Annotated in this window: 21 protein-coding genes and 1 pseudogene; 11 read left to right on the top strand and 11 right to left on the bottom strand. The window is 37.9% G+C overall.

Annotation, left to right across the window (positions count from 1 at the left end):
* The first annotated feature begins 72 nt into the window (after positions 1 to 72).
* The 9 genes and pseudogenes from JWG40_RS19325 (at position 73) to JWG40_RS19285 (ending at position 5,775) form a co-directional block, all read left to right on the top strand.
* Positions 73 to 555: an FYDLN acid domain-containing protein gene (locus JWG40_RS19325; protein ID WP_205287377.1), complete on the top strand. Its 483-nt coding sequence runs from the start codon at positions 73 to 75 to the stop codon at positions 553 to 555.
* Positions 552 to 1,442, top strand: coding sequence for a tRNA (adenosine(37)-N6)-dimethylallyltransferase MiaA (gene miaA / locus JWG40_RS19320; RefSeq protein WP_205287376.1), 891 nt, complete (start codon positions 552 to 554; stop codon positions 1,440 to 1,442). Before JWG40_RS19325 ends, miaA begins: the two co-directional genes overlap by 4 nt.
* A 21-nt stretch (positions 1,443 to 1,463) precedes the next feature.
* Complete coding sequence (gene hfq / locus JWG40_RS19315; protein WP_015681952.1) at positions 1,464 to 1,715, top strand: RNA chaperone Hfq; 252 nt, start codon at positions 1,464 to 1,466, stop codon at positions 1,713 to 1,715.
* A gap of 52 nt (positions 1,716 to 1,767) precedes the next feature.
* A complete protein-coding gene (locus JWG40_RS19310) occupies positions 1,768 to 2,838 on the top strand; it encodes a mannose-1-phosphate guanylyltransferase (RefSeq protein WP_205287375.1) in 1,071 nt (356 codons plus the stop codon).
* A 170-nt stretch (positions 2,839 to 3,008) separates the two neighbouring features.
* Positions 3,009 to 3,746, top strand: coding sequence for a hypothetical protein (locus tag JWG40_RS19305; RefSeq protein WP_205287374.1), 738 nt, complete (start codon positions 3,009 to 3,011; stop codon positions 3,744 to 3,746).
* A 27-nt stretch (positions 3,747 to 3,773) separates the two neighbouring features.
* Positions 3,774 to 4,253 carry a chemotaxis protein CheW gene (locus JWG40_RS19300; RefSeq protein ID WP_205287373.1) on the top strand — a complete coding sequence of 160 codons (480 nt, stop codon included), beginning with the start codon at positions 3,774 to 3,776 and terminating at the stop codon, positions 4,251 to 4,253.
* A gap of 33 nt (positions 4,254 to 4,286) precedes the next feature.
* Complete coding sequence (locus tag JWG40_RS19295) at positions 4,287 to 5,003, top strand: phosphate signaling complex PhoU family protein (RefSeq protein WP_205287372.1); 717 nt, start codon at positions 4,287 to 4,289, stop codon at positions 5,001 to 5,003.
* Between the two features lie 100 nt (positions 5,004 to 5,103).
* Positions 5,104 to 5,289: pseudogene (locus JWG40_RS19290) on the top strand (methyl-accepting chemotaxis protein); the annotation flags it as partial.
* 168 nt (positions 5,290 to 5,457) lie between these two features.
* The gene (locus JWG40_RS19285) at positions 5,458 to 5,775 is read left to right on the top strand and encodes a hypothetical protein (protein ID WP_205287371.1); all 318 of its coding nucleotides are present in this window, start codon (positions 5,458 to 5,460) and stop codon (positions 5,773 to 5,775) included.
* Here the strand turns inward: JWG40_RS19285 and JWG40_RS19280 are convergent.
* On the bottom strand, positions 5,772 to 8,276 hold the full coding sequence (locus JWG40_RS19280; RefSeq protein WP_205287370.1) for a PAS domain-containing hybrid sensor histidine kinase/response regulator: 2,505 nt from the start codon (positions 8,274 to 8,276) through the stop codon (positions 5,772 to 5,774). The genes JWG40_RS19285 and JWG40_RS19280 overlap by 4 nt on opposite strands.
* Before the next feature lie 155 nt (positions 8,277 to 8,431).
* Entirely contained in the window at positions 8,432 to 9,100 is a 669-nt protein-coding gene (locus JWG40_RS19275; RefSeq protein ID WP_205287369.1) for a hypothetical protein, read from the bottom strand.
* Positions 9,101 to 9,227: 127 nt separating this feature from the next.
* Between JWG40_RS19275 and JWG40_RS19270 the strand changes: the two genes are divergently transcribed.
* Positions 9,228 to 11,297: a tetratricopeptide repeat protein gene (locus JWG40_RS19270; protein ID WP_205287368.1), complete on the top strand. Its 2,070-nt coding sequence runs from the start codon at positions 9,228 to 9,230 to the stop codon at positions 11,295 to 11,297.
* Here JWG40_RS19270 and JWG40_RS19265 read toward each other — a convergent pair.
* The 5 genes from JWG40_RS19265 to pgsB are packed head-to-tail and all read right to left on the bottom strand — an operon-like array spanning position 11,281 to position 14,854.
* A complete protein-coding gene (locus tag JWG40_RS19265; protein WP_205287367.1) occupies positions 11,281 to 11,823 on the bottom strand; it encodes an LIC_12238 family plasminogen-binding lipoprotein in 543 nt (180 codons plus the stop codon). The genes JWG40_RS19270 and JWG40_RS19265 overlap by 17 nt on opposite strands.
* A 52-nt stretch (positions 11,824 to 11,875) precedes the next feature.
* On the bottom strand, positions 11,876 to 12,064 hold the full coding sequence (locus JWG40_RS19260; RefSeq protein WP_205287366.1) for a hypothetical protein: 189 nt from the start codon (positions 12,062 to 12,064) through the stop codon (positions 11,876 to 11,878).
* A 6-nt stretch (positions 12,065 to 12,070) separates the two neighbouring features.
* Positions 12,071 to 13,201 (bottom strand): poly-gamma-glutamate system protein, encoded by a 1,131-nt coding sequence (pgsW, locus tag JWG40_RS19255; RefSeq protein ID WP_205287455.1) that lies wholly within the window; start codon positions 13,199 to 13,201, stop codon positions 12,071 to 12,073.
* The gene (gene pgsC / locus JWG40_RS19250) at positions 13,201 to 13,665 is read right to left on the bottom strand and encodes a poly-gamma-glutamate biosynthesis protein PgsC (RefSeq protein ID WP_205287365.1); all 465 of its coding nucleotides are present in this window, start codon (positions 13,663 to 13,665) and stop codon (positions 13,201 to 13,203) included. The genes pgsW and pgsC overlap by 1 nt, the downstream gene beginning before the upstream one ends.
* Positions 13,658 to 14,854 (bottom strand): poly-gamma-glutamate synthase PgsB, encoded by a 1,197-nt coding sequence (pgsB, locus tag JWG40_RS19245; RefSeq protein WP_205287364.1) that lies wholly within the window; start codon positions 14,852 to 14,854, stop codon positions 13,658 to 13,660. The genes pgsC and pgsB overlap by 8 nt, the downstream gene beginning before the upstream one ends.
* Before the next feature lie 84 nt (positions 14,855 to 14,938).
* On the opposite strand from pgsB, the gene JWG40_RS19240 reads away from it, so the two are divergent.
* The gene (locus tag JWG40_RS19240; RefSeq protein WP_205287363.1) at positions 14,939 to 17,335 is read left to right on the top strand and encodes a SpoIIE family protein phosphatase; all 2,397 of its coding nucleotides are present in this window, start codon (positions 14,939 to 14,941) and stop codon (positions 17,333 to 17,335) included.
* Position 17,336: 1 nt separating this feature from the next.
* On the opposite strand, the gene JWG40_RS19235 is transcribed toward JWG40_RS19240, so the two are convergent.
* The 4 genes from JWG40_RS19235 to JWG40_RS19220 are packed head-to-tail and all read right to left on the bottom strand — an operon-like array spanning position 17,337 to position 22,584.
* Positions 17,337 to 17,672, bottom strand: a complete 336-nt coding sequence (locus tag JWG40_RS19235; RefSeq protein ID WP_135602143.1) for an STAS domain-containing protein — start codon at positions 17,670 to 17,672, stop codon at positions 17,337 to 17,339.
* Between the two features lie 44 nt (positions 17,673 to 17,716).
* The gene (locus tag JWG40_RS19230; RefSeq protein WP_205287362.1) at positions 17,717 to 19,765 is read right to left on the bottom strand and encodes a serine hydrolase domain-containing protein; all 2,049 of its coding nucleotides are present in this window, start codon (positions 19,763 to 19,765) and stop codon (positions 17,717 to 17,719) included.
* Positions 19,766 to 19,780: 15 nt separating this feature from the next.
* Positions 19,781 to 21,433: a 2,3-bisphosphoglycerate-independent phosphoglycerate mutase gene (gene gpmI / locus JWG40_RS19225; RefSeq protein ID WP_205287361.1), complete on the bottom strand. Its 1,653-nt coding sequence runs from the start codon at positions 21,431 to 21,433 to the stop codon at positions 19,781 to 19,783.
* A 35-nt stretch (positions 21,434 to 21,468) separates the two neighbouring features.
* The gene (locus tag JWG40_RS19220) at positions 21,469 to 22,584 is read right to left on the bottom strand and encodes a hypothetical protein (protein ID WP_232369501.1); all 1,116 of its coding nucleotides are present in this window, start codon (positions 22,582 to 22,584) and stop codon (positions 21,469 to 21,471) included.
* Between the last annotated feature and the right edge of the window lie 17 nt (positions 22,585 to 22,601).

The following is a 22,601-nucleotide window of genomic DNA, read 5'->3' as shown; positions in this document are numbered from 1 at the left end:
CAGGAGAAAACCGTCCAATTTCAAAAAGGTTGTCCCTCTGAGGGGATTTCCAAAACTGTCAAAAGTACGTTTATGGTCGCAAAAAAAGCAGTCAAGAAGCAGGCCCCGCCCAAGAAAAAAGCGGTAGCCAAAGAGAAACCAACCAAGGACGCAAAGTCCGCTTCCCCGAAGGAAGATAAAAAAAAGCCCGTAGCTGGCGCTAAAATTCCCGCTACTAAGGCGAAAGCCGTGCCGGCCCCGAAAACAGCTTCTGCTGTCTCCAAGGCACCCGCTGTAAAGATCGATCCCAACAACCCTTTGGGCAAAAAGTTCAATTGTTACTCTTGTGGTACCAAATTTTATGATTTGCACAAACTGGAAAAAAAATGCCCTAAATGTGGGGCAGACCAATTGGCAAAACCAGCCATCAAATCACGAATGGCGGCTATCCGCAGTTCTGAATATGAAGTGGAAGAAGAGGAAGAGCCAGTTTTAGAAGATGATGAACTTATGGAAGAAACGGAAGAATTAGAAGAGGCCGAAGAAGAGGAGGTCGCAGCCGAGGAAGAGGTGTGATCCTTCCCATCCTTGGTGGACCCACCGGTTCTGGAAAAACGGCCCTCACTAAAGTCCTCGACCCCAAACGTTTCGAAATTGTTTCTTTTGACTCACGCCAAGTCTACCGGGACCTTCCGGTAGGCACAACGGCACCCACTCACGAAGAGTCCTCCCACATCCGCCACTGGCTCGTTGGTTTTTTAAACGCAGACGAATCTATCAATGCCAGTCAATTTTCCCTCTGGGCAAGAGAGGCTATAAAAGACATTACAGCCCGAGGAAAAATTCCCTTTCTTATTGGAGGCACAGGTTTTTACCTTCGGGCCTTTCTTATGGGAATGTATCCCGTACCAAATGTACCCAAAGAAACTAAGGACTTTGTTTTGGAACTTCCGTTGGAAAAAGCAAGAGAGGAGTTATATGCGAAAGATCCCAAAGCGCTGGAATCTTTGTCACCACAAGATGGATACCGAATCAAACGAGCTTTAGAAGTAGTTCTCACGGGAGTTTTGTGGTCCGAAGTTTCCAAGGAAACGGTGGGTGGATACTTAAATGATTATCCAGATGTCCAAGTGATTGGGCATTGGTTGGACTGGCCCCGTGACATTCTCTATGAAAGAATCAATCACAGAGTGGAAGAGATCGCCACGGGTATGTTAGCGGAGACAAAAGAAGTGGTTTCTAAATACGGATCGAACTGTCCAGGCCTACGAACCTTAGGTTACAATTTTGCGCTTGCCTTTCTAAATGGAATCATAGACAGTAATACATTCATTGAGCAGTTGGCCCAAAGCCACAGGAATTACGCGAAACGACAGATCACTTGGTTCAAAAAAGATCCGTTACTTTCACCCATTTCCTTCGAAGCAGCTGTCCAATTGTATACAAATATAGATAAAATATAGAGAAAACACTCGGGATTTCCAATGTCGGCAAAAAATAATATCCAAGACCAACTTCTAAATACAGCAAGAAAGGAGAAAATCGATCTCACTATCTACTTGTTAAATGGAGTTCCGCTGAAAGGAAAGGTTGTCAGTTTTGACAACTTCACGATCATCTTAGAAAACGAGAGCAAGCAGAACTTGGTGTACAAACACGCGATTTCTACCATCATCCCGGCAAAACCCATCAAACTCCACAGTGAAGATGCCCCGAAAGAAGCGGGAGGGGTCTAACTCTTTTCTGGTTTTCCTCTGTTTGCTTTGCTAGATTCTGGTTCCAAACCCTATGGCAAAATTACCTAAAGAATCCCCGGTTGTCCTCATTATGGCTGGTGGAAAGGGGGAGAGGTTTTGGCCTCGCTCCCGCACCAATTCCCCGAAACAACTCCAGAAAGTTTATTCCAATAAAACCCTTCTCAAAGAGACCATTGATCGTGCTCTCACCATTACTACTCTCGATAGAATTTATATTGGAACCAATGCGAACCTGAAAGCAGAAATCCTAAAAAAAGATCCTAAATTCCCTTCCACCAATTTCATTCTGGAACCAGAAGGAAAAAACACAGCGCCCATCATTGCTCTTTCGGCCCTATACTTTCAGAAAAAATTTGGAAATCCGAATCTTATTGTTTTGTCTGCGGATGCTTTTATTGATCCCATCAAAGAATTTACAAAAACCATAGAACAGGCTCTCTACGAAACAGAAAATGGAATGGTTCTACTTGGGGTCAAACCCAACCGTCCTGAAGTTGGATATGGTTATATTAGCACTGGAAAGCCAACTGATGTAGGTTATACGGTAAAGGCTTTTTTTGAAAAACCAGATTTCAAAACTGCTTTAAAATACATAAAGAAGAAGAATTTTTATTGGAATCCAGGGATTTTTCTTTTTCGTACAGAAACCATTCTTTCGGAATTAGAACGTCATGCTCCTCATATTTTAGGACCACTCAAAAATGGATTTCCTTTTAAGAGTTTTGGAGATTTAAAGACCGCCTTCCAAATGCTTCCTTCAGAAGCGATCGACACAGCCATTATGGAAAAATCCAATCGCATCCGTATGGTGGAAGCTACTTTCAATTGGGATGATGTAGGGTCTTGGATGTCTTTGGAAAGAATCCTTCCAGGGGACAAAGAAAAGAACCACCACCAAGGAAAAGAAGTCCTCTACCATAAAGCTTCTGGGAATATTTCTTCCGTTCAGAAGGAACTCATTGCCTTTCTGGGTGTGAAGGATCTCATCGTAGTGGAAGAACCAGACGTCCTTCTCGTGACCTCTCGTGACGGTGTAGGAGATATCAAAGCTATGTTATCCACTATGCGGAAAAATAAAGTTTTACAAAAGTACCTCGACTAGAATTTTGACAGATAGGCTTGATATAAGGAGGAAGGAATGCCTTCCGGAAAAAAGAGAAAGCGTAGAAAAATCGCAACCCACAAACGTAAGAAAAAACGCAGAGCCAACAGACACAAAAAGAAGAAATAATCTTTCTTCAGTGACTTTCTTTTTCCTCCGATAGATTTGTTATGAAACAAGTCTGGAGGAAACAGAAACCCCGCACACCCGGTTTCATCCGAGCATTTACCATGGAAACACCTCTCGGGGATGTCCTGGAGGCTGAGTTCAACTTTCACGAACGACTCGTTCGGTTAGCTGTAGAAATCAAAGAAGAGAAGGGCCGTATGTATGGTGCCACCGTCAAAAACGGTACCGTACAAGGTGAGAAGGATATTACTTCTGGCCGTGCTTATCCTGTCTTTCGAAAGGTTTGGCCCTTTCGCGAATACTTCAGTGCTCTCCCCGATAAAGACATGCTTGCATGTATTGGCGGGGCGTACGAAATTTATCCCCCCTTTGTACCTGATACCCAGGAAAAAAGCCGTACTTCGAGATTACCTTTACAGTCAGCACTTTTTCCTTCTACCCGCTATGATTCTATTTTCGGCATTGTCCGGGAAACTCGGTTCCAACGTTGGAGACGGGAGCGTCGTGAGGCAAGAGAGGCCCGAGGATCGCTCTGGTTGCGTTTTAAAAGGCGTGTCTGGGGAGATTTGCAAGATATCTGTATGGGGATCGGATTCGGATGTTTGGTGTATTATCTCTATTATGATTATGTCGTATTAGGACTGACTCTGGGAATCCTAGGTATGACCGCAGGACTTCTGGATTTTCTTGTCAGAAAACGTTCTGTCTTAATGACAAAAGTGTTGTCATTTCTGAGTTTCGGTTCATATTTTTTCTACAATGGCTACGTCTACTTCTAGTGCGTAGGTACCATTTTAGAAAGTTATATGGCAAAAGAAACATCATCCGCAAACCAATTCATTCATGAGCAGTACATTATATTCAATTTGGGCGATGAAGAATATGCCATTCCCATCACCATTGTCGAAGAAATTGTCAAAATCACTAACCTAATCCGCGTTCCACAATCCAAAAGTTTTTTTGCAGGGATAATGGACATTCGTGGCAAAGTCGTTCGAATGATTGACCTTGCCAAACGTCTGAACATTAAAAATGTTACAGAAGCGGCAGCAGACCGAGCCATTGTGATTAATGTCTCTGGAAAGTCCATTGGTGTGATTGTGGATAAGGTCTCGCACGTGGTGCATTTCCCCGCAAACCAAGTGGACCCACCACCTCCTTCGGTCAAAGGGATATCTTCCAGGTACATCACGGGTGTGGGTAAAAAGGATAACAGGTTCATCATCCTAATTGATATTGAAAAAATTCTCACTGTGGAAGAAGTCACCGAGTTAGCAACCGTCTAACTACCGAAAGGTTTTCGTTTATAGTTATAAAATATGATCATTTCAAAGTTTTATTACCTAAGAAAGAATTTGTATTCCATGGCAGAACTTGTTTTGGAACAGGTCATTCTCTTAAGTGAGGCTTTAGAAGATGATGATTATGCACAAGCGGAACGTATTGTAGAACGAGACGATTTGATTGACGATTTGGAAAAGGAAAATGATAACCTTTCCCAAAATGCCATTTTAGAAGCGGTGAGTAATCGTAACATTCTTGGTATGGGAGATGTGGACAACGACATCGTCTTAAAAAAAGACCCACTCCGTTTTGCACTCTCCGCCATTCGGATTACTAGAAACATGGAAAGGATGGGAGACCAAGTGGTCAACTGTGCTGATGTTTTTCGCCATAAAACCATTCGCAAAGGCCTTTTTAAAAATGAAGAACCAATGACTCTTATCTTATCACGAGTGACCACTCTTGCGGGAATGGCCATTGAATCCCTTGTTGAAGAAAAAGAAAGGTTTATGGGAAGTGTGAATACTTTAGAAGATGAATTGAATGCTCTTTGTGACCAAGCATTTCATAAATATCGTTGTGTCCCTGATATGGAAAAACAGGAATTTGCTGATGTGTATCGAATCATCCTCGCACTAGAACGGTTAGGTGACTATGCGGTAAACGTAGCAGAAGAACTTGTGCGATTAAATACGGGTAAGGACATTCGCCATTTAGAGAATGTAAAAACCAAAGCTTCTAATTTTCCTTAAAACATTTAGAGTCCTTCTAATTTACAAAAAAAATCGATAATTACATCCTTTATTAAATTCGTATCCTTTTTACTGAATCATTCGAATCTTCTGAAACAAAAAAGAAATTTCCGAACAAATCAACTTACTTGCATTAAATGCTTCTATTGAAGCGGCAAGAGCGGGGGACATGGGAAGGGGATTTGCGGTTGTTGCTTCTGAGGTGGGAAAACTCGCAGAACGGACAGCTTTTTCTACAAAAACAATTTCTGATTTGATTAAACGAGTCTCTGTTTCCTTTGCAACAGAGGAACAAAAAAAAAGTGAATGAAGAAATGAGCTCTTCTGTTCATCATCTGGCAAACGATACCGCAAAATTATCAATGATGTCAGAAAAAACTGCAAAATCATCAGCGGAGTTAAATTCCTTGATTTTAGAATTAAATCGTGAGTTATCATTATTTAAACTATAATTATGATTAGTGCAACTTTTATCTTTAAACAAAAAAAATCAGATCAAGAATTTGAAACTTTGGATTCTTCGATTGAATCGTATGTAGAAAGTCACCCTGAATATTTGGGAAAGGATAGTTGGGTCAATTTAGAAAAGGGGACAATGGCCGTTGTTTATTATTTTAAAACCTACCTTGGCCTCGAATCGCTTAAGACTTTTTCTGATCATACATTGGCAAAATCTCAATATTCTAAATGGTATGAAGGGTATCAAGTGATCATTGCGGAAGTTACCAAAACCTACGGAGATGGAGGGATAATTCATGTAACTAAAAATTAGTTGGTATGATTATTTTTAATTTTTTTCTGATTTTTAGTGTATTTATTTTTTTTAGAATCTAATATCTCTTTATAAGTTTGTAATAAGTTTTCTATATAAAAAGGTTTGCTTATAAATCCATTCATACCTACTTCAAAACATTTTTCTTTGTGTTCGGTAAGGACATGAGCCGTGACGGCCAAAATGATGATTTTTTCAGATTTAGTTTTTTCGAGTTCTCTAATTTTTAATGTGGCTTCAAAACCATCCATTACTGGCATTTCACAGTCCATTAGAATCAGATCATATTGATTTTGCTTAAAAAGAGTAACGGCAATTTCCCCGTTTTCTGCTAAATCAAAATTAATATTATATTTTCTTAATAGTCCACCGATTACTTTTTGATTTAATACATTATCCTCGACTACCAAAAACTTTTGGTTAGAAAATATTGATTCCAAAGAGGCAGTTTGTATCAATTCTGAAACATTCGTTTTGTTTATATTAGTTGAATCTGGGTTTTCGTAAGGAAAAAGGCACCAAAATAAACTTCCTTTGTTTAGCTGACTGTCTGCTCCGATGGTTCCTCCGAGTAACGAAACCAAACGTTCTGAAATAGCAAGCCCCAAGCCCGTTCCACCATATTTACGAGAAGTAGATGCATCGGCTTGTGAAAACATATTAAAAATAGATTTAATTTTTTCATCAGGGATACCAATTCCGGAATCTTCCACTTCCAGCCGGATCCACTGCATTTCTTTTTTAAGTCGTAATATAACAGAACCTTTCTCTGTAAATTTAATAGCATTCCCAAGTAAATTGAAAATGATTTGGCGAATTCTACCAACATCCGAGTAAATAAACTCTGGTACATCCTGATCGATTTCAAGTTTTAACTCAATGGCTTTTGATTTGGATTCGATGGATAATAAATCAAAAATTTCAGTTACTGCATCACGAATATCGAATTTGCTTTTTTCGATATTCATTTTTCCCGCTTCCATTTTTGAAAAATCAAGAATATCATTTAGAAGGAGCAACAAAGATTTTCCGGCAGATGCTATGGACTTTACAAGAGATTCTTGTTCTTCATTTAAGTTTGTTCTAAAAAGGATTTGTGTTAGTCCAATCACTCCATTTAGAGGTGTGCGAATTTCATGGCTCATGGATGCTAAAAATTCCGACTTCGCTCGGTTTGCAATTTCGGCGGAATTTTTTGCTCGTTCTAGTTCTTTTTGAATTTCTTTTGTTAATCCAATATCTGTGGAAATACCACAAAGTGCATAAATTTCCCCGGTTTGGTTCCTTAAGGGGATTTTTACAGTAAGAAAAGAATATGTTTTTCCATCGGAACGATTGTGGATTTCTTCCTCTGCATGAAGTGTTTTTCCTTCCAATAAAACTGTCCTATCGTTTTCGATGATTGTTTTTGCAGTTTCTTCTTCGAGGAATTTTTCATCTGTTTGGTTTAGAATTTCTTCTAAGGGATATCCAAAAAGATTACATACGGCTTGGTTAGCAAAAAGATATCTACCACTTGTGTCTTTAAGATAAATACATGCGGATACATTGTTTAAAATATTGCGAAGTTTGGATTCGCTTTCTATTAATCGTTGTTTAGTGGATTCGCCTTCTTCATGTAATTCCTGTAATCTTTTTTGTGTAATATTTAAACTATAGAGAATGGAATTTTTCAAGGAAACAGGGTGGATATCTCCAGAAAAGTTTCCTTGCCCCAATAAAGAGATTCTACGAAAAGCTTCATCGACACTTCCCCCAATGATTGCGGTCAGTGACCTATGTGTAAGGAATAAACTGAGTGCAAAAAATACACCGGAAACAATGAGTATTGTCCTCAGGATAAAAACTTTTCTTTTTGCATCTTCGATGGCTTTTGTAGTGCGATCATTGAGTTGATAATATAAATCATTGATTGGCTTCATAATCTCCGCTTTTGCTTGGAGATAGTTATCATCGAATAGTAAGTTGATTGCACGTGGATTGGATTTGGATCCAACTTTCATGTCAGAAGCAACAATGGACATAGCTTCAAACTCTATTTTTGTCAACTGGTCAGATTTGCGTTTTGATTCCGAAAGTAATAAATAATCGGACTCAAGAAACTTAGCATTTTTCATGGATTCATAAATGCTGATGGCTTTTCCTTCTTCAGAGGGCGGAGGGAGTTTGTTGGCTATGACTAAATCCCAATAAGCATTATCATAATCTTTTGGTCGCGGACGATTCCCGTCGCGAATATCCAAAATCATCTGAAAGTAAATTTTGTATTTTTCCTCTTTCTGGATCGCATACAATCTTACTAAGTTTGTGAGTTGGTCAGAGGATTGCCGGAGTTCGTTTGCGATTTGTAAAGATTTGTAACGGTTTTCTTCTGCCTCATCGATATTTCTTTCACTAGCAGTATAAAATAAAAAAGCAATGGCGACAAAAATAAAAAGGAGAATGTTCAAAAGTAAGTATGGAAACAACCTACCTTTTTTTGTCCAAATTCTTGTCGGCATGTCAAAAAATTACAGATTCAAGTTTTATGGTAAACAATAATATTAAGAGAGGTTTTAAATAGGAATTTCTTACACTCAGTTTTATAAATTGAATTTTGGTCTTTGTATATTTTTGATTAAAAAGTACTCGTACCCTTACTATATATTAGTGAACTTTAAGATTTTCCTTCCATATAGGCTTGCAATTCTTGTTGTAATCCTTCGGGAAGATTGAGTCCTCGAGCTCTGATTCGTTCATTGTATTTGTTGAAAGACATTCTGTGTTGGTTGGTGTTGAGATACCCTTCCAATGCTTCGGCCGCCCAAGACATAATTTCTTTTACAAAGTCGTGGTTTTCTTCCAGTTGATCACAAAAGGGAATAAACAAAGGGCGATTGACAGGCCTTCCAATATTTCTATAAAATAATAAACAATATAGAGTCTCATCGCCAAGAACAGATTCGGTTCTGATTTTTTCTTCTACATATTTCAAATTGATTGTATCCAGATAATCAATGTTAAATGTTTCTGGAGCTAACCTTTTTGAAACAAATTTAGAAATTTCTGTTTTTACAAAAGACAGATTCGTACAGTGAGCAGGGCAACAACTCTGATCTTTGTGTAAGTCGCATTCCAAAAGCAAAATGCAGTCAACATCGGAAGTGGGATCAACAATTCCAAAGTTGATTGATCCTAAAAGTTCTAAGGCAACTTCATACCCTTTGCGTGACAATTCTTGGGTGGCGAGTCGAAACGCTTGCATCCGTTTGAGGGCATATTTGGTATCATAATTTCGATATTTGTTTTTGAGGACGAGATACCTTTCAACGATGTTTTTTGACATAGGAAATCCAGATCTACGGTGGATTGCCTTACAGTGAACGCTAGTCATTGCAATTATACAACACCTTTTGGTTGTCGAAATTTGATTTTTCGCCGATAGTTAAAATCAGGGAACTGAATCGGATTGTATGCAACAGGATTGGGCCCCAGAAAACCTGGGAAAAGAAAAGAGTGATAAGATGGGAAGTGACTTTCTTGGGAAACTGAGGTCCTTTGTCGTTTCTTTGTTCATTTTATTCTTTGGGGTTGGGAATTTATGGTCTGGAGAAGAGGACCGCAGAAACCCCCTATCTGGGCTTTATTTGTCCCCCTTACAAGTAATATCGACGGAAGAAATCCAAACACTAGATTCAGAAAAAAGAATCCCGATTGATGAAGATTCAGGAATTGCCCTTCGAGAAGAGCCGAAACCTGTAGATCCCAATGCCCAAGATGTGCCAGTTGTCCCTGGAGCCGATACTCCTGTCGATGTCAGCGTCGATACTGGACCTAAAAATTTAGAAACTAAGATTCGTGAGGCGGAAGGTTTACTCAAACGTTATTACAGTCAGTTTATTGAAGAAAAACGAATCTGGGAAGATAGAGAAAAAGGGAATGTTTACAATTCGCGAACGGAGATGAATGATATTCGTCTTTTGTTATGGCAGAGCACTCATAAAAATTCTGAAACCTATATCGTTCGTGATTCCCCATTATTATATAATCTACACATAAGACTTGCTCGACTACATGTTGAGTCGGAAAAATATGCGCCAGCCTTACGTCATTATCTCGCTGCCTTTAGATACCACCCTCTCGAAATGACGGAAGAAGGGTTTAGAAATGGGGAATGGCAAAAAGAAGATCTACTGGGGTATGATGCTTTATCTGCAAAAGAACATGATCGTTTGTTTAATGAGTGGAAACAATCAGAAGAAAAACTTAAAAAAACAAAAGATGAAATTCATCTCAAGGAAAGTAATTGGATTCGAGAAGGAAAAAAATTATCAGATTTAATCCCTCAATCGAAACTTTGGAAAGAGGATGTTCGAACTGCGGAAGAAAATAGAAAACAAACAAAGCAGAAGTATGATGATTCAGTGAATCTCAGATATTTGACTTATCTTAATAAACGAAAACAAATTGAATCTAATGATCTGTATGCATTTGCTAATGTAGTTAGGAAATTGGAAGATGATAACAAAGAACGTCTTAAAATTGTTAACAAATTAGGAACTGCAGGTAAAGGTATTTATGTATTATTCGACTATAAGCGGAACACAGACTTTTTTGCCTATGAACTTATTTTAGAAAGAGCCTATCGTTTATGGAATGAAAATCCTTTGGTGTTAACCGATATCGCAGAACAATACAGACAGGATGGTAAAAAAGAAAGAGCAACTGACTTTTATGAAAAGGGATTGGCTGAACTTTTAAAAGTAAAAAATCCATCCCCAGAAGAACAGGAAAGAATCATAAAATCAAATCTTCGTTTGGCAACCATTAATGCAGATTTGAAACGAAATATCATCGCAGGTCAATACTATGAAAAGTATTTTAACTTATCTCCAGATTCTGTCGATAAAACCAGAGTTTCCTATGAAATTGGTGTTTTTTTTAATTCACAGATTGGGGATCCCGATCGTGCCGCTTCCTTTTTGGAGTATTGGTTAGAACGAAATAGTAAGGACTGGAATCCTGCTTTAGATACGGATACTGGACTTACTGAACTAGAATCGATAGCTTATTATTATCTCAGTAAAAAAGATAAAAAACACAAACGAAACGAATTAGAAAGAAACAAACTCAACATCTCTTTTGCTCAATGGAAGAGGTTAGATGAAAAAATGATTTTGGCGGAAAAAGAACTCAAAGATCTTATCGAGAAAAAACAAAATCTCAAAAAAGATCTTATGGTGACTACACTCGACGATATTCTATCTCAATATCGATTGATGGACTTAAAAATTGAAGATCAAGAAGCAGTGATTCGAGTATTAGAAACGAAAAAAAATAAAATTCCATTGATTAAGATATTGTTTCGGTTAGGTGTTTTGGCTGAGGAATCTAGAGATTTTAGCAAAGCAAAAGAGTTCTATGAACGAATCATTAAAGAAGGTGGAGAAACCGACATTAGGGTTGCTCTGAAAGAATTAGAACGAGTGAAGAGAATTTTAGAAACAGGAAATATACAACCACCCATCAGCGAGAGTATTTGATAATTTCGTCTGTTTGGTCACCAGCTAATTCTTGTTCTAGGTTTTCTTGCGTATAACCTTCGTCAGGTAACACCCTGAATTTTACCTCATCCACCGTATCCCCTTCATGAACGATTTTAATTAAATACTCACCCGTTCGTAATAAGGAAAATTCATCTCTTATTGCAAGTGAATCTGGCTCTACTCGTTTTTTCTTGATATCAATCTCTACGAAGTCCAATTCATAACGATTGAGTGAGATGTAAAAGTCCGTCTCTAAACCAGGATTTCTTGAAAACTGGTAAACATAGTGAATGGTATCGGTGGGAGAAAAGATAAGATCATCCCGCATCATTTTATAGTCGGTGATGGTTTGGATGTGTTTTTCTAGAATGTCCATTTCCTCCATTTTTGTTGTGGTCCACCCAAATTCACCTTTTGGGACTCCGCATTGAATGAGAGTAATCGTGAATAAGATTGGGAGGAGGGCAAAGATCTGCTTGGAAAAATTCCGAATGAGGGGATTTGGTACCGAATTCTGTCTCATCTTAGTTTCATTTTCGACAGAATTACGAAATCACATGGTAGGAAATCGGAACTTAGTCTATAATTTTTCCTCGGTCGGAAACGTCTTTTTCCTTGGATTTGGTCCACCCTTGGTTTTGGGGATAACCTTCTCTTTGTTTGTTCCCTAACTCCTCTGCAATTTTTGCCGGTAAAATCAGGATACGACTCACCCAACGCAGGATCAAAAAAAGGAGAATCGAGAGGACAATGATTTTTGCCATAACACCTCACTTGGCGCGAAGGGATTTGGGAAGGTAGCGGTCTTCCTCATTTTCACCCCAACCGAGCCTCGTAACACCATACAATCCCACTAGGAGAAAAAGGAAAACGGAAAGATAAAGGAAGGGACTGTATTCTTCTGAATAAAACACCCTTCCTTCCCCAGGTTTGGGAACTTTTTTTGGAGTTTGAGGAAGGCCAAATTTCCTCGCGAGAGATTCGATTTGAATGAAGTTAACCACGGGAACTTCTCGTTCTAAAAAAGATTTGATCACCGAGTTCGGAATGTGAACTTCCTCGGGTAAATCGGTAATGAGACCGTTTTTGAAAACTTGTTTCCCTAGGTTAGTTCCAAGGATGGTGGTGCCTCCGCCAACGTTCACAAATAATTTGATTGGTTTTCCGCCCGATAACTCTTCATATAACTTCATTCTTTTTGCAATGGAATCATCAAAGTGAATGGGATCTAAGAATTTTACTTGGTTTCTTTGCAACGCACGATTTAAAAGTTCCTTTCCTTCTTTTGATATTCCCATGGCTTTATCTTGAATTCCACCGAGCGATGCGTAACTGGAGCGAAAGGAAAAAATTCCAGATGTGACAAGTTCTCTTTCCATATCCAACCATAACATTTGCGGGTGGTTCGCTCCAAATTGTGATGCAGAAGCACTGGAGATTATAATTGGTTTTAGTTTCAAAGTATCCAAGGCTGCAAACAAACAAATGTTTAGAGCAGGAAAAGATCCTGATACTGCGACTGCAACGGTATCTCCTTCCTCTAATTTTGCTTTTTTTAGAAACTGAATCATAACCGCTGCAAAGTTTGGATTGATTGAAGTTTGTTTGGCAGATAAAGATCCGCTATTGCTTGTAACGGGTGTTAGGAATTCTCCAATGAATCCAGAATTGGTTGGATCTAGTTCTTTATAATCTGGTTTCTTATGTTTTAGAAGCTCTGGTTTTAAAATTTGAAATCCGCGTTCGGCAAGTTTTGCTGCATGCAGTTTTTTTTTAAAGTAGGATTGTTCCTTTTTTACTTTGCAAGTCTCAATTAATAAAAGCCCCAATATTCCCATTACTGCTAAAATAAATAAAGCAATTCTGGAATGTTTCCATGGGGACCAATAAATTTTTGTCATCATAATGTTTCTAACTCAGTACCCAAAAGAAAAATAAGGAGAATTTTTACAAAAATAGAAGCAAGTATGAGGACAGATGTTGTTTCCAATACACCCTGTCTTTCATACCAAACAGCAATAAGTCCAGGGATGATAAATCCGATCCCTCTCACTTCAGAAAGATAAGCAATATCTATATCAGGAAGGATTTGGTAGTTTAACAGATATCCGAAAAAATATCCAAATAACAATATAAAGACGACTTTTCTCTTTCCAAAGATAAGTAAAAAGTTGGATAATAACTCGACACAAATAAAGGAAAGTAGGGCAATTAAAAAGGTAAGTGCAATGTTCTTTGGATGGTTTAACGACATTGCTAAATACCCAGGAACAACCAGTCCAGTGCCAAGAATTCCAAACAATTCCGAAAACACCAAACTAACAACGAGACTAAGTCCAATGGATAAAGGAAGAATTTCATTCATTCGTTTGTTCCGACCTGTTTTTTAAATATAAAGATAAGTCCATTCCCAAACCAACAATATTTCCAATACCAAAAACTAAAGATTGTTTAGGCAGGATAGAAAGTAAAGATTCAAAAATTCCATCTAAACTTAAGTGTTCCCAAACAAAGATAGGGATGTCTTTTTTGGAATATTTCTTTAGGTATTTAAAAGCAAGGGAAGTGGAGGAGCCAATCAAAATCACAGCCTCGTATCCTTCCCAGTTTGCAAATTCTTTGACTAGTTGGCGACTTCTTTCGGGTCTGTCATCTCTTGTGTGAAATAAGATGTAGCGTTTGTTATGTTGTGGATAACGTTCGATCACAGATGACCAAATGAGTTTTGTACTATCGGGATCATTTGCTGCCATCGCATTTGCATAGATAAATTCTTTTCCAAAAAAGTGGATCGGTGATACGGACAGTGCGCCAGGATCTGGACTTACTTTCCACATAGCTTCCAGGGCCATTTGTCGATTCACTCCAAGTAATTCGCAGACTTGTAGAGCAAGATAAACATTTTCTTTATGTTCCCAATAGGAAAATTTTGTCATCTCTTCTTCGGTAATCGTCTGAATAGAATTTTCTTTGATTAAAATTGCTTTTGATTTTCTATCATCACAAACTTTGAGAATTAATGATTCAAATTCTGTAGGTCCAACAACGAGAGTACCATTTATTGGGCAAGTTGATAACAATGATTTGGCGACATCCAGTAAAGTTGGCCCCATCACTTCCATATGGTCTTCTCTAATGTTTGTAATTACACCAATGTCCGATTTCAAAATTTGACCTTCGCTCGCCCACTGGTAACGCGGTTCTAAGGCCATACATTCTAAAACAACAATTTCAGCACCTTTCCTTTCTGCCTTCTTTAGAATTTTAATTTGTTCTAAAATAGATGGTTTTCCAAATCGTGAGATGGATTCTTCGGATCCATCTGGAAAAATCATTCGCGCCATAGTTCCCGTTGTTTTGGCAAAAACGGACATTCCTGTGCCGGAGAGGCCTGCTCGTATGAGTCTTGTGACACTCGATTTCCCTCTGGTTCCGTTTACATGGATTCTATGTTTGAATGATTTTAATGTACGAATATGTAGGATGTATTCAAAAGTATAATAGATTGCTAAAACGAGGATGATAAGGAAAAAAAGAAAAGCGTTTGGTTTCATCTTAAATTTTCGGGATGATACATTTCCTTCAAGGGAATGTCATTTGATTGTAACTCAAAACTGAGAAGATTCACGTAGTTTTCTATGAGCATACGTTACAAATTCTTATTAATATTGAGTGTGAGTCAAATTCTTCTTGTAATTGCTCTCACTACCAGTTTCGCCTATCTCTTGCAATCGGTTAAGAATATACCGCAAACGCAGCGAGCGGAAGACTTGTCTCGGAATTTTCAAAGAGAATTAGAATTTAAAGAGGAAAAACTGCGTTTACTGCTTGAGGAAATCACTTTTAACTCTCAAACTCGAGGAATTTTAGAAAGAGGGCTTACTGACCGTTCCATACTTTCGAAAGAACTCCCTTATTTACAACAAATCCTAAAAAGATACGGCCTTTCTATTTTCGAAATCGGAGACAACCAAGGAAAGGTTTTGTTTCGGGTACATCGCCCCAAAGATTTTGGTGATGATAAAAAAAACCAACCGATCATTCGAAATGCACTGAATGGGCAATCGACAGCTGCTTTGGAAGATGGACATAGTGGGCTTGGATTTCGATTGGCAGCTCCACTCTTTGGTCGGGGTACTATTCTTATTGGCCAAGTAGTTGATGACAATTTTACAAAAACCATATCGAAAAACAATCGAATTCATTTAGCAATTTTTCAAGAAGGTAAAGTTAAAACCATTGGATCGGATATGATTCGTTCGGTGATGAATGAAAAGCCAGATTTGTTAATGGAAGAACAGAGATTCCATTTTCAAAGCAAACCATATTATTTGGTAAAAATTCCTTATGCGGGAAGCTCGCAATCGGTTAAACACCTGGTATTTCATGTAATGATCGATGAAAACGAAGTAGAATCCAAAACTTGGAGAATTTGGTCTTTTTTTGTTGTCGCCTCACTTATATTATGTGGCGTAATTTTCCTAATATCATTTTTATTTTCAAGAGATATGGTTGAGGCAATCAAACTCCTGACAACAGCAATGGTGGATTTAGACCAGTGGAAACCGGAAACTTTACCTACTCACAGGAGTGATGAGATTGGGCAAATGGGTAGAGTTTTCGTGGAGATGAAAGAAGAGTTATCGGAACACCAAAATCATTTAGAAGAAATGGTGAACCTGAGAACTAGGGAACTAAACGACACTTTATCCGAGATGCAAAAACTCCAAGACAAACAAGATGGGGATTATTTTTTAACTTCACTTCTCATCAAACCTCTGCGTGGTTCCTTTGCAAAATCAGAAACAGTCTCTATTAAAATTTTTGAACGTCAGATGAAACAGTTTCGATTCAGAAACAAACAATCGGAAATTGGTGGAGATCTTTCGGTTTCAGATTCTATATATTTGATGGGTAAAAAATATACTGTCTTCCTAAATGCAGATGCCATGGGTAAATCCATCCAAGGTGCCGGCGGTGCTCTAGTTATGGGAACTGTATTTAAATCCATCATTACAAGAACCCAGAAGCTAAGGTATATGCAAGATAGGCATCCCGAACGATGGTTAAAAGAATGTTTTCAAGAAGTTCATAATGTCTTTATTAGTTTCGATGGCCACATGTTGCTTTCCGCCATACTAGGATTAGTTGATGAAGAAACAGGAACATTATATTATATCAACGCAGAACATCCATGGATTGTATTGTATCGAGATGGAATTGCGAATTTTCTGGAGAATGAACATTCCTTAAGAAAGATCGGTTTTACGGAAATGAGTGGGGACGAAGTGGTGATTCAGATTTACCCTTTGCGTCCAGGTGATGTACTCATTTTAGGATCAGATGGACGTGATGACTTATTTGTTGGTCAATCTGGTGGAAATCGAGTTATCAATGATGATGAAACCATTTTTTTACGTCATGTGTCTGAAGGAGGCGGTGACTTAAATTTAATTTGTAAAGCCATGTTACAATTTGGAGATCTCACCGATGATTTAAGTCTGATGCGGATTGCTTTTTTAGAAGAGGTCGCTTACGCTGCTAAAGAATCCACTAAACCAAATGTTTACTATCAAATGTTGGGAGAAGGCATTCAATCTTATCGTGATGGAGAATGGAACAATGCAATCTTTGCTTTGGAACTTGCATTAGAATCGGAACCAGATGATCTATACTGTCTAAGAGAATTATCTAAATTGTATATGAAATCTAAGGATTATGAGAAGGCGATTGAACTTGCGAATCGATATTTACAATTGAATCCAGGGGACACGGATTTTTTATTCTATATTGCTTATGCCCACAAACAAAGAAGAGATTTTGTATTAGCAACGGATTTTGCCGAAAGACTTCGATTTAGAGATCCAAAAAATTTCAATAACCTACTATTACTTGCAGAAATTCTAATGCATAGAAGGGACATTGAACGTTCGAAAGAAGTGCTTCTTGCTTTGCAAGAAATGGCTCCCGAGAATCCAAAGGTTCAGAAGTTAAAAAACTTTTGGAAGAAAATGGTGACTACTTCGGTCAGTTAAGTTATTTGAAGGAATTGATCGCTTCTTCTGTACTTTCAAAGATTTGAATCACTGAAGAAATTTTAGAAATTCGAAAAATTTGCCTGATGGTTTTGGAAACATTGACTATTCTTAAACCTCCACCTAACTCGGTTAATTTATCATTCAAAGACATGATGAGTCCAAAACCTGAAGAATCAATAAAACTGACACCTTCCAAGTCGAAGATAAATCGATGTTCTTCTTGAGACGCAGATTCTTTGATCCGTTCTTTTAGGATGCCGGCATTTAACATGTCTAAGTTGCCGAACAATTTCAGAACAACAATACCATCGAATTTAGATTCTGTATATTCCATTGAACCGCTTTGAGAATAGCCAATTTTGGGATTTGGTCAATAGATTAATTGACGAACTTATCCCATTTTTCTTCTACCGAAATAGACCTAAGAATCCGCCAAATCAGTTTGGATCCGTTTTCTGAATTGGTCATAATGACAACTCCATATCCTTTTTCTGTGTTGAAAAGAGCAAGCGACTTATGTCCCTTTGTGTGACCCCCATGAAAGAAGTATTCTGTTTTACCGGTGCGGTTTAGAAAAAATCCATGGGCGACCAGTGCATGGACTGTTAGGTTTGCAGCACTCATCTTGGGTGAAAGCAAATACTCTGCTGATTCTTTAGAAAGAAAATTTGATTTCCCTTGTTTCGCCTTCGCTACTTCCGAAAATAATAGACCTACTTCCTCCGGAGTTGTCCAAAGCCCTCCTGAGGATAGTTCTGGTGTAACAAAAGTTTTTTGGGGAAGGATATTTTCTTGTTCATCATATCCATCACAACGATCATCATTGATCGAAAGATTTTGACGAAATGTACTACGTATCATATGTAGGGGTTCGAAAACTACTTCGGACATAAGATTTTGAAATGATTTGCCCGTTCGTTCGGTGAGTATCTCTTGCACAATGCTATAACCTCCACCGGAATATCTAGATTTGGTTCCTGGTTTGTAATACAATTTTAAACCATTCCCTTTGGTTGTATTTGTATCTTTTAACTCACGTAGATGTTTTTTTCCGGAGTTAATGGGATCGTCCCAATTTCCTTTTTCTGTAAGTCCACTAGTATGAGATAGTAATAAATCAAGATTCACGATAGATCTTCTTTTTCCTTTCGGAACGGACACTTTATACTGTTTTAGTTTTCCGATCCAATTGGAATACAAATCTAATTGGCCTGTTTCCACTAATCGTAGTGTTGCGGTTGCAGTCATTGTTTTGGAAAGAGAGCCGGCTCGAAAAAGTGTATGTTGAGATTTTGTTCCATACATTTTTTTCCAACTTAATCCATAATTTCTGAATACTGCAATTCCAAGGGAAGGTACTTTTTCTTCTTTCATTAAATCTTCAATAGATACTTCGTTTGGAAGATTTGATTTTTTTCTTAGATTTAATTTTTTTGCATCAAAAATAATTTCGGTGATAGCCGATTTCACAGAAGACAAATCCCCTTTGCTACTACCATAAGGACTTACAATTGTAATGAAGATCCTACTTTTTAAATCATGATAAACAAAATTGGAAATCCCTTTTTCTTTACCATAAGTCCAATAAAAATAATCTCCAACGAAGATTCCTTCACCAAAGGCGATTGGATCTTCAGATATGGAATCGGACAAAACTGTTTTTTTAATGATTGTGTCTCGAGATAATTTGGAAATTAGTTTTGGTTTTTTAAGTTCTTCACCAAAAATCACAAGGTCTTCGGGAGTAGAATAAATTCCGCTATTACCAATTAACACTTCATTGGAATCCACATTCGTATTTTTCATACCAAGTGGAGTGAAAATATTTTCTTTCAAATAATTGGAATAAGAAATACCTGAAATTTTTTCTATAAGATACGATAGGATGAGATAATCGAGACGGCTATATTTCCAATACTCTCCAGGAGGAAAGGCTGGTTTTAGTTTAGATTCTAAAAACAGTCGTTTGATTTCCTCTCGTTTTAGGTGAGATTTTTCCGTATCGAAATTTGGAAGAAATTCGATGATTTTTGGCAAGCCTGATGTATGGCGTAACAAATGACCTATGGTAACTTTGGAATAGGGAAACCAATTTAGATGTTTAGAAACGGAATCGGACAAAGATAATTTTTTTTCTTCCTCCAATTTATGTATGACAAAAGAAGTAAATATTTTGGTCGATTCACCTAACGGAAAATTATGTTTTTTGTAGAGTTGGTATCTTTTTCTTTTTTTACCGGCATAAATTGATTCTCGAAATAAAATGTTGTCATCTTGGGAGATAAGGACAACTCCATGAAAACCCTCTTGTTTGATTTTCTTTCTGATCTTCTCTTTTGTTTCTTCAGAAAAAGAACCGATTCCGGGTTCTGAACAGTTGAAAAAAATAAAACTGAAAAGAATACCGATAATAATCCGAAAATACATAATAATTGAGGGATTTTAATCCCTGCTAATTAGACTTGGATGGTATCCTTCTGGAGGTTCAAATCCAAGTAGATCCATCATAGTTGCTGCAACGTTGGCCAAACCTTTTTCCTTTAGGTTTTGATCGAGCTTGATCTTTCCTTTTGGATCATAGAGAACAAATTGAACTGGATTGAGTGTATGGCTTGTTTTTGGAACAGGTTTTCCATCTTTAGCTGTCTCTGCAGTTCCTTTTTTTGTGAGTTGGTACATTTCGTCCGCATTTCCATGGTCCGCTGTTATACATAAAACAGTCCCAGTTTCATCGCAGATTTTTTTAATACGTTCTAAACATACATCGAGATATTCTAGACCACGAACGGTAGCATCCATATTTCCCGTATGCCCCACCATATCTCCGTTAGCATAATTGACTCGCAAAAAAGGAAATTTGTGAGATGTTAAAGCAAGCACCAGATTATCGGTGATTTCTTTTGCTTTCATTTCTGGTTTTTGATCAAAGGGGATGATGTCTGATTTAACTTCTTCGTAAGTCTCTAATGTTTGATTGAAGTAACCTGACTTGTTACCATTCCAAAAAAAAGTTACGTGTCCATATTTTTGAGTTTCAGACAAAGCATACTGGGCAATTCCCTCGTTAGCAAAGTATTCTCCCATGGTGCGATCAATTGTAGGAGGGGCAACTAAGTATTGTTTGGGGATAAATAGATCTCCATCATACTGCATCATTCCCGCAAATTCAATTTTCGGAAATCTCTTTCTGTTAAAGTTAGTTAATGATTCTTCAGTAAAAGCTCTTGAGATTTCAATCGCGCGGTCACCACGAAAATTAAAAAATACCACAGAATCATTATCTTCTACTTTACCAACAGGTTTTCCATTGGAATCACCGATTACAAATCCAGGGAGGTACTGATCAATAACGGCCGGATTTTCTTTTCGAAAGGTTTCAATTGCTTCTTTTGCAGATTTGAATGTACGGCCTTCTCCTTCGACATGGTGGTTCCAACCTCTTTCCACCATGGACCAATCGGCATCATAACGATCCATGGTAAGTTCCATTCGTCCACCACCAGATGCAATTTGTATGTCGATTCCGTTCTTACGATAGGAATCTAAATATTCTTCAAATGGATTTAAATAATCTAACGCTGATTTTTCGGGAACATCTCTTCCATCAAGAAGGATGTGTAAACGTATTTTTTTGGTGTCTTCTTTGATGGCATTGTCTATGAGTGCTTTTAAGTGATCGATATGGCTATGTACATTTCCATCAGAGAACAAACCAAGGAAATGAAATGTAGATTGGTGGGATTTACAATTGGCGATGCATTTTTTCCAAATTGGACCGGCAAATAAACTGCCATTTTCTATGGATTGAGAAACTAATTTTGCACCTTGATCAAATATCCTTCCAGAACCTAAAACATTGTGACCAACTTCTGAGTTGCCCATGTCCTCATCGCTCGGCATCCCTACGGCAGTTCCATGTGCTTTTAATAATACAGTGGGGTGAGTTTTCCAAAGTCCTTTTAAGACAGGCATTTGTGCTTTGGCTACTGCGTTCCCATTTTCGTATCCTTTTTCTGTAAACCCAACTCCATCCAAGATGATTAATAAAACTTGTTTGGTCAATGGACCACTTTGGTGTTTTTTAAGAGTTAACATAAATTAGATTCTCCTGCCTTTTTCCATTTTGAAATTTACTGAAGATTTTGCAACTGGAAGATATCGAAGGGTGTTAGTTCCACAGAACTTGGAATAGGATTTAAAAGTACATTCCCAAGATTGGAGTCGTAAACATAAATTCCTGGTCTGGAAAAATCAGTAGAACCTACAAGTAGTTTCCCCTCATTCGTTAACAATAGACCAGAAAGACTGATACCAATATTTCCTGGAATTCGTAAAAGAGTTCCTAGTCGTTCGCCAGTTCGCGGTCGAAAGGCTTGAACCGTTTTTGTAAATCCAGCATCTAATACAGCAGCAAATCCAAGTTCTTCGTTTTTGATTTGGAAAGCGAGAATATCTCCTCCCGCTACCTCTTCTGCAAAAAGACGATTTGGGTGAAATTGACGAGTGCTCAAACGAAAGGCGATAACTCCTGCATCAATTTGCGAGATAAAACCAACTCGCCCTACGCAAGAAAAAACCAAATGTGGTTCACCAAACAAATTTGTTTTTTGGATTTTGGAGCTTGGATTTCTATAAGGTAAGGTGTAAACTGCTCTAATTTGGTTTAAGTCCATATCTATTTCCACCAGGTATGAATCAGAGTTAGGTGGCAGATATCCTGATACATCATTTCTATCCAGTCGCTGTAATAATACAAACAAACTGGATCCGTCCTGAACCATATACGAAGATTCAACAGAGCTGTCAGGAATTCCAGAAGTGGAAAAAGTTTCTCGAAGAGAAGAAAAAGAAACTCCTCCAATTTTGATTCCGTTATACCTCGAATAAATTGCTAATTCATCAGAATTATAAAGGCTCACAAAATATTTATCGTTCCAAACAGAAATGTCTTGGGGATTTTTACCTTGTCCAACGCTAAATTCTTGTTCGGTGATGAATCCAAGCTGAGGATTCAATACTTGAATACTGTCGCGGTTTAAACGGTTCACAATAAAAACTCTATCGTTTGTATACCTTCCCACCGCATCTGAATGGATGGGAATGGAGGTAGGAAAAGTCGTAAAGGAGTTTGGTTCAAAAGTTTTGAATCTTCCGCCACTGGCAAAATCTGAAGTGACAACACCAACGGAAGTGGGGGATGCCGATAAAAATAAAAATTGAAAGAGGCTTGGTTTTTCAATTTCCAATTGAGCGCATTGCAAAT

The sequence above is a fragment of the Leptospira abararensis genome (assembly GCF_016918735.1).
Lineage (GTDB): Bacteria > Spirochaetota > Leptospiria > Leptospirales > Leptospiraceae > Leptospira_A > Leptospira_A abararensis.
The sequence above is the reverse complement of the archived record's forward strand: the minus strand, read 5'-3'. Positions and strand labels throughout refer to the sequence as shown.

What these genes read in the sequence shown, in the direction of transcription:
- JWG40_RS19275 (WP_205287369.1), bottom strand. Translation starts at nt 9,100, where the DNA reads ATGTCAAAAAACATCGTTGAAAGGTATCTCGTCCTCAAAAACAAATAT.
- JWG40_RS19265 (WP_205287367.1), bottom strand. Translation starts at nt 11,823, where the DNA reads ATGAGACAGAATTCGGTACCAAATCCCCTCATTCGGAATTTTTCCAAG.
- JWG40_RS19310 (WP_205287375.1), top strand. Translation starts at nt 1,768, where the DNA reads ATGGCAAAATTACCTAAAGAATCCCCGGTTGTCCTCATTATGGCTGGT.
- JWG40_RS19230 (WP_205287362.1), bottom strand. Translation starts at nt 19,765, where the DNA reads ATGTATTTTCGGATTATTATCGGTATTCTTTTCAGTTTTATTTTTTTC.
- JWG40_RS19235 (WP_135602143.1), bottom strand. Translation starts at nt 17,672, where the DNA reads ATGGAATATACAGAATCTAAATTCGATGGTATTGTTGTTCTGAAATTG.
- JWG40_RS19280 (WP_205287370.1), bottom strand. Translation starts at nt 8,276, where the DNA reads ATGCCGACAAGAATTTGGACAAAAAAAGGTAGGTTGTTTCCATACTTA.
- JWG40_RS19325 (WP_205287377.1), top strand. Translation starts at nt 73, where the DNA reads ATGGTCGCAAAAAAAGCAGTCAAGAAGCAGGCCCCGCCCAAGAAAAAA.
- pgsW (WP_205287455.1), bottom strand. Translation starts at nt 13,201, where the DNA reads ATGACAAAAATTTATTGGTCCCCATGGAAACATTCCAGAATTGCTTTA.
- JWG40_RS19305 (WP_205287374.1), top strand. Translation starts at nt 3,009, where the DNA reads ATGAAACAAGTCTGGAGGAAACAGAAACCCCGCACACCCGGTTTCATC.
- pgsB (WP_205287364.1), bottom strand. Translation starts at nt 14,854, where the DNA reads ATGAAACCAAACGCTTTTCTTTTTTTCCTTATCATCCTCGTTTTAGCA.
- pgsC (WP_205287365.1), bottom strand. Translation starts at nt 13,665, where the DNA reads ATGAATGAAATTCTTCCTTTATCCATTGGACTTAGTCTCGTTGTTAGT.
- JWG40_RS19285 (WP_205287371.1), top strand. Translation starts at nt 5,458, where the DNA reads ATGATTAGTGCAACTTTTATCTTTAAACAAAAAAAATCAGATCAAGAA.
- gpmI (WP_205287361.1), bottom strand. Translation starts at nt 21,433, where the DNA reads ATGTTAACTCTTAAAAAACACCAAAGTGGTCCATTGACCAAACAAGTT.
- hfq (WP_015681952.1), top strand. Translation starts at nt 1,464, where the DNA reads ATGTCGGCAAAAAATAATATCCAAGACCAACTTCTAAATACAGCAAGA.
- JWG40_RS19270 (WP_205287368.1), top strand. Translation starts at nt 9,228, where the DNA reads ATGCAACAGGATTGGGCCCCAGAAAACCTGGGAAAAGAAAAGAGTGAT.
- JWG40_RS19240 (WP_205287363.1), top strand. Translation starts at nt 14,939, where the DNA reads ATGAGCATACGTTACAAATTCTTATTAATATTGAGTGTGAGTCAAATT.
- JWG40_RS19300 (WP_205287373.1), top strand. Translation starts at nt 3,774, where the DNA reads ATGGCAAAAGAAACATCATCCGCAAACCAATTCATTCATGAGCAGTAC.
- JWG40_RS19295 (WP_205287372.1), top strand. Translation starts at nt 4,287, where the DNA reads ATGATCATTTCAAAGTTTTATTACCTAAGAAAGAATTTGTATTCCATG.
- JWG40_RS19260 (WP_205287366.1), bottom strand. Translation starts at nt 12,064, where the DNA reads ATGGCAAAAATCATTGTCCTCTCGATTCTCCTTTTTTTGATCCTGCGT.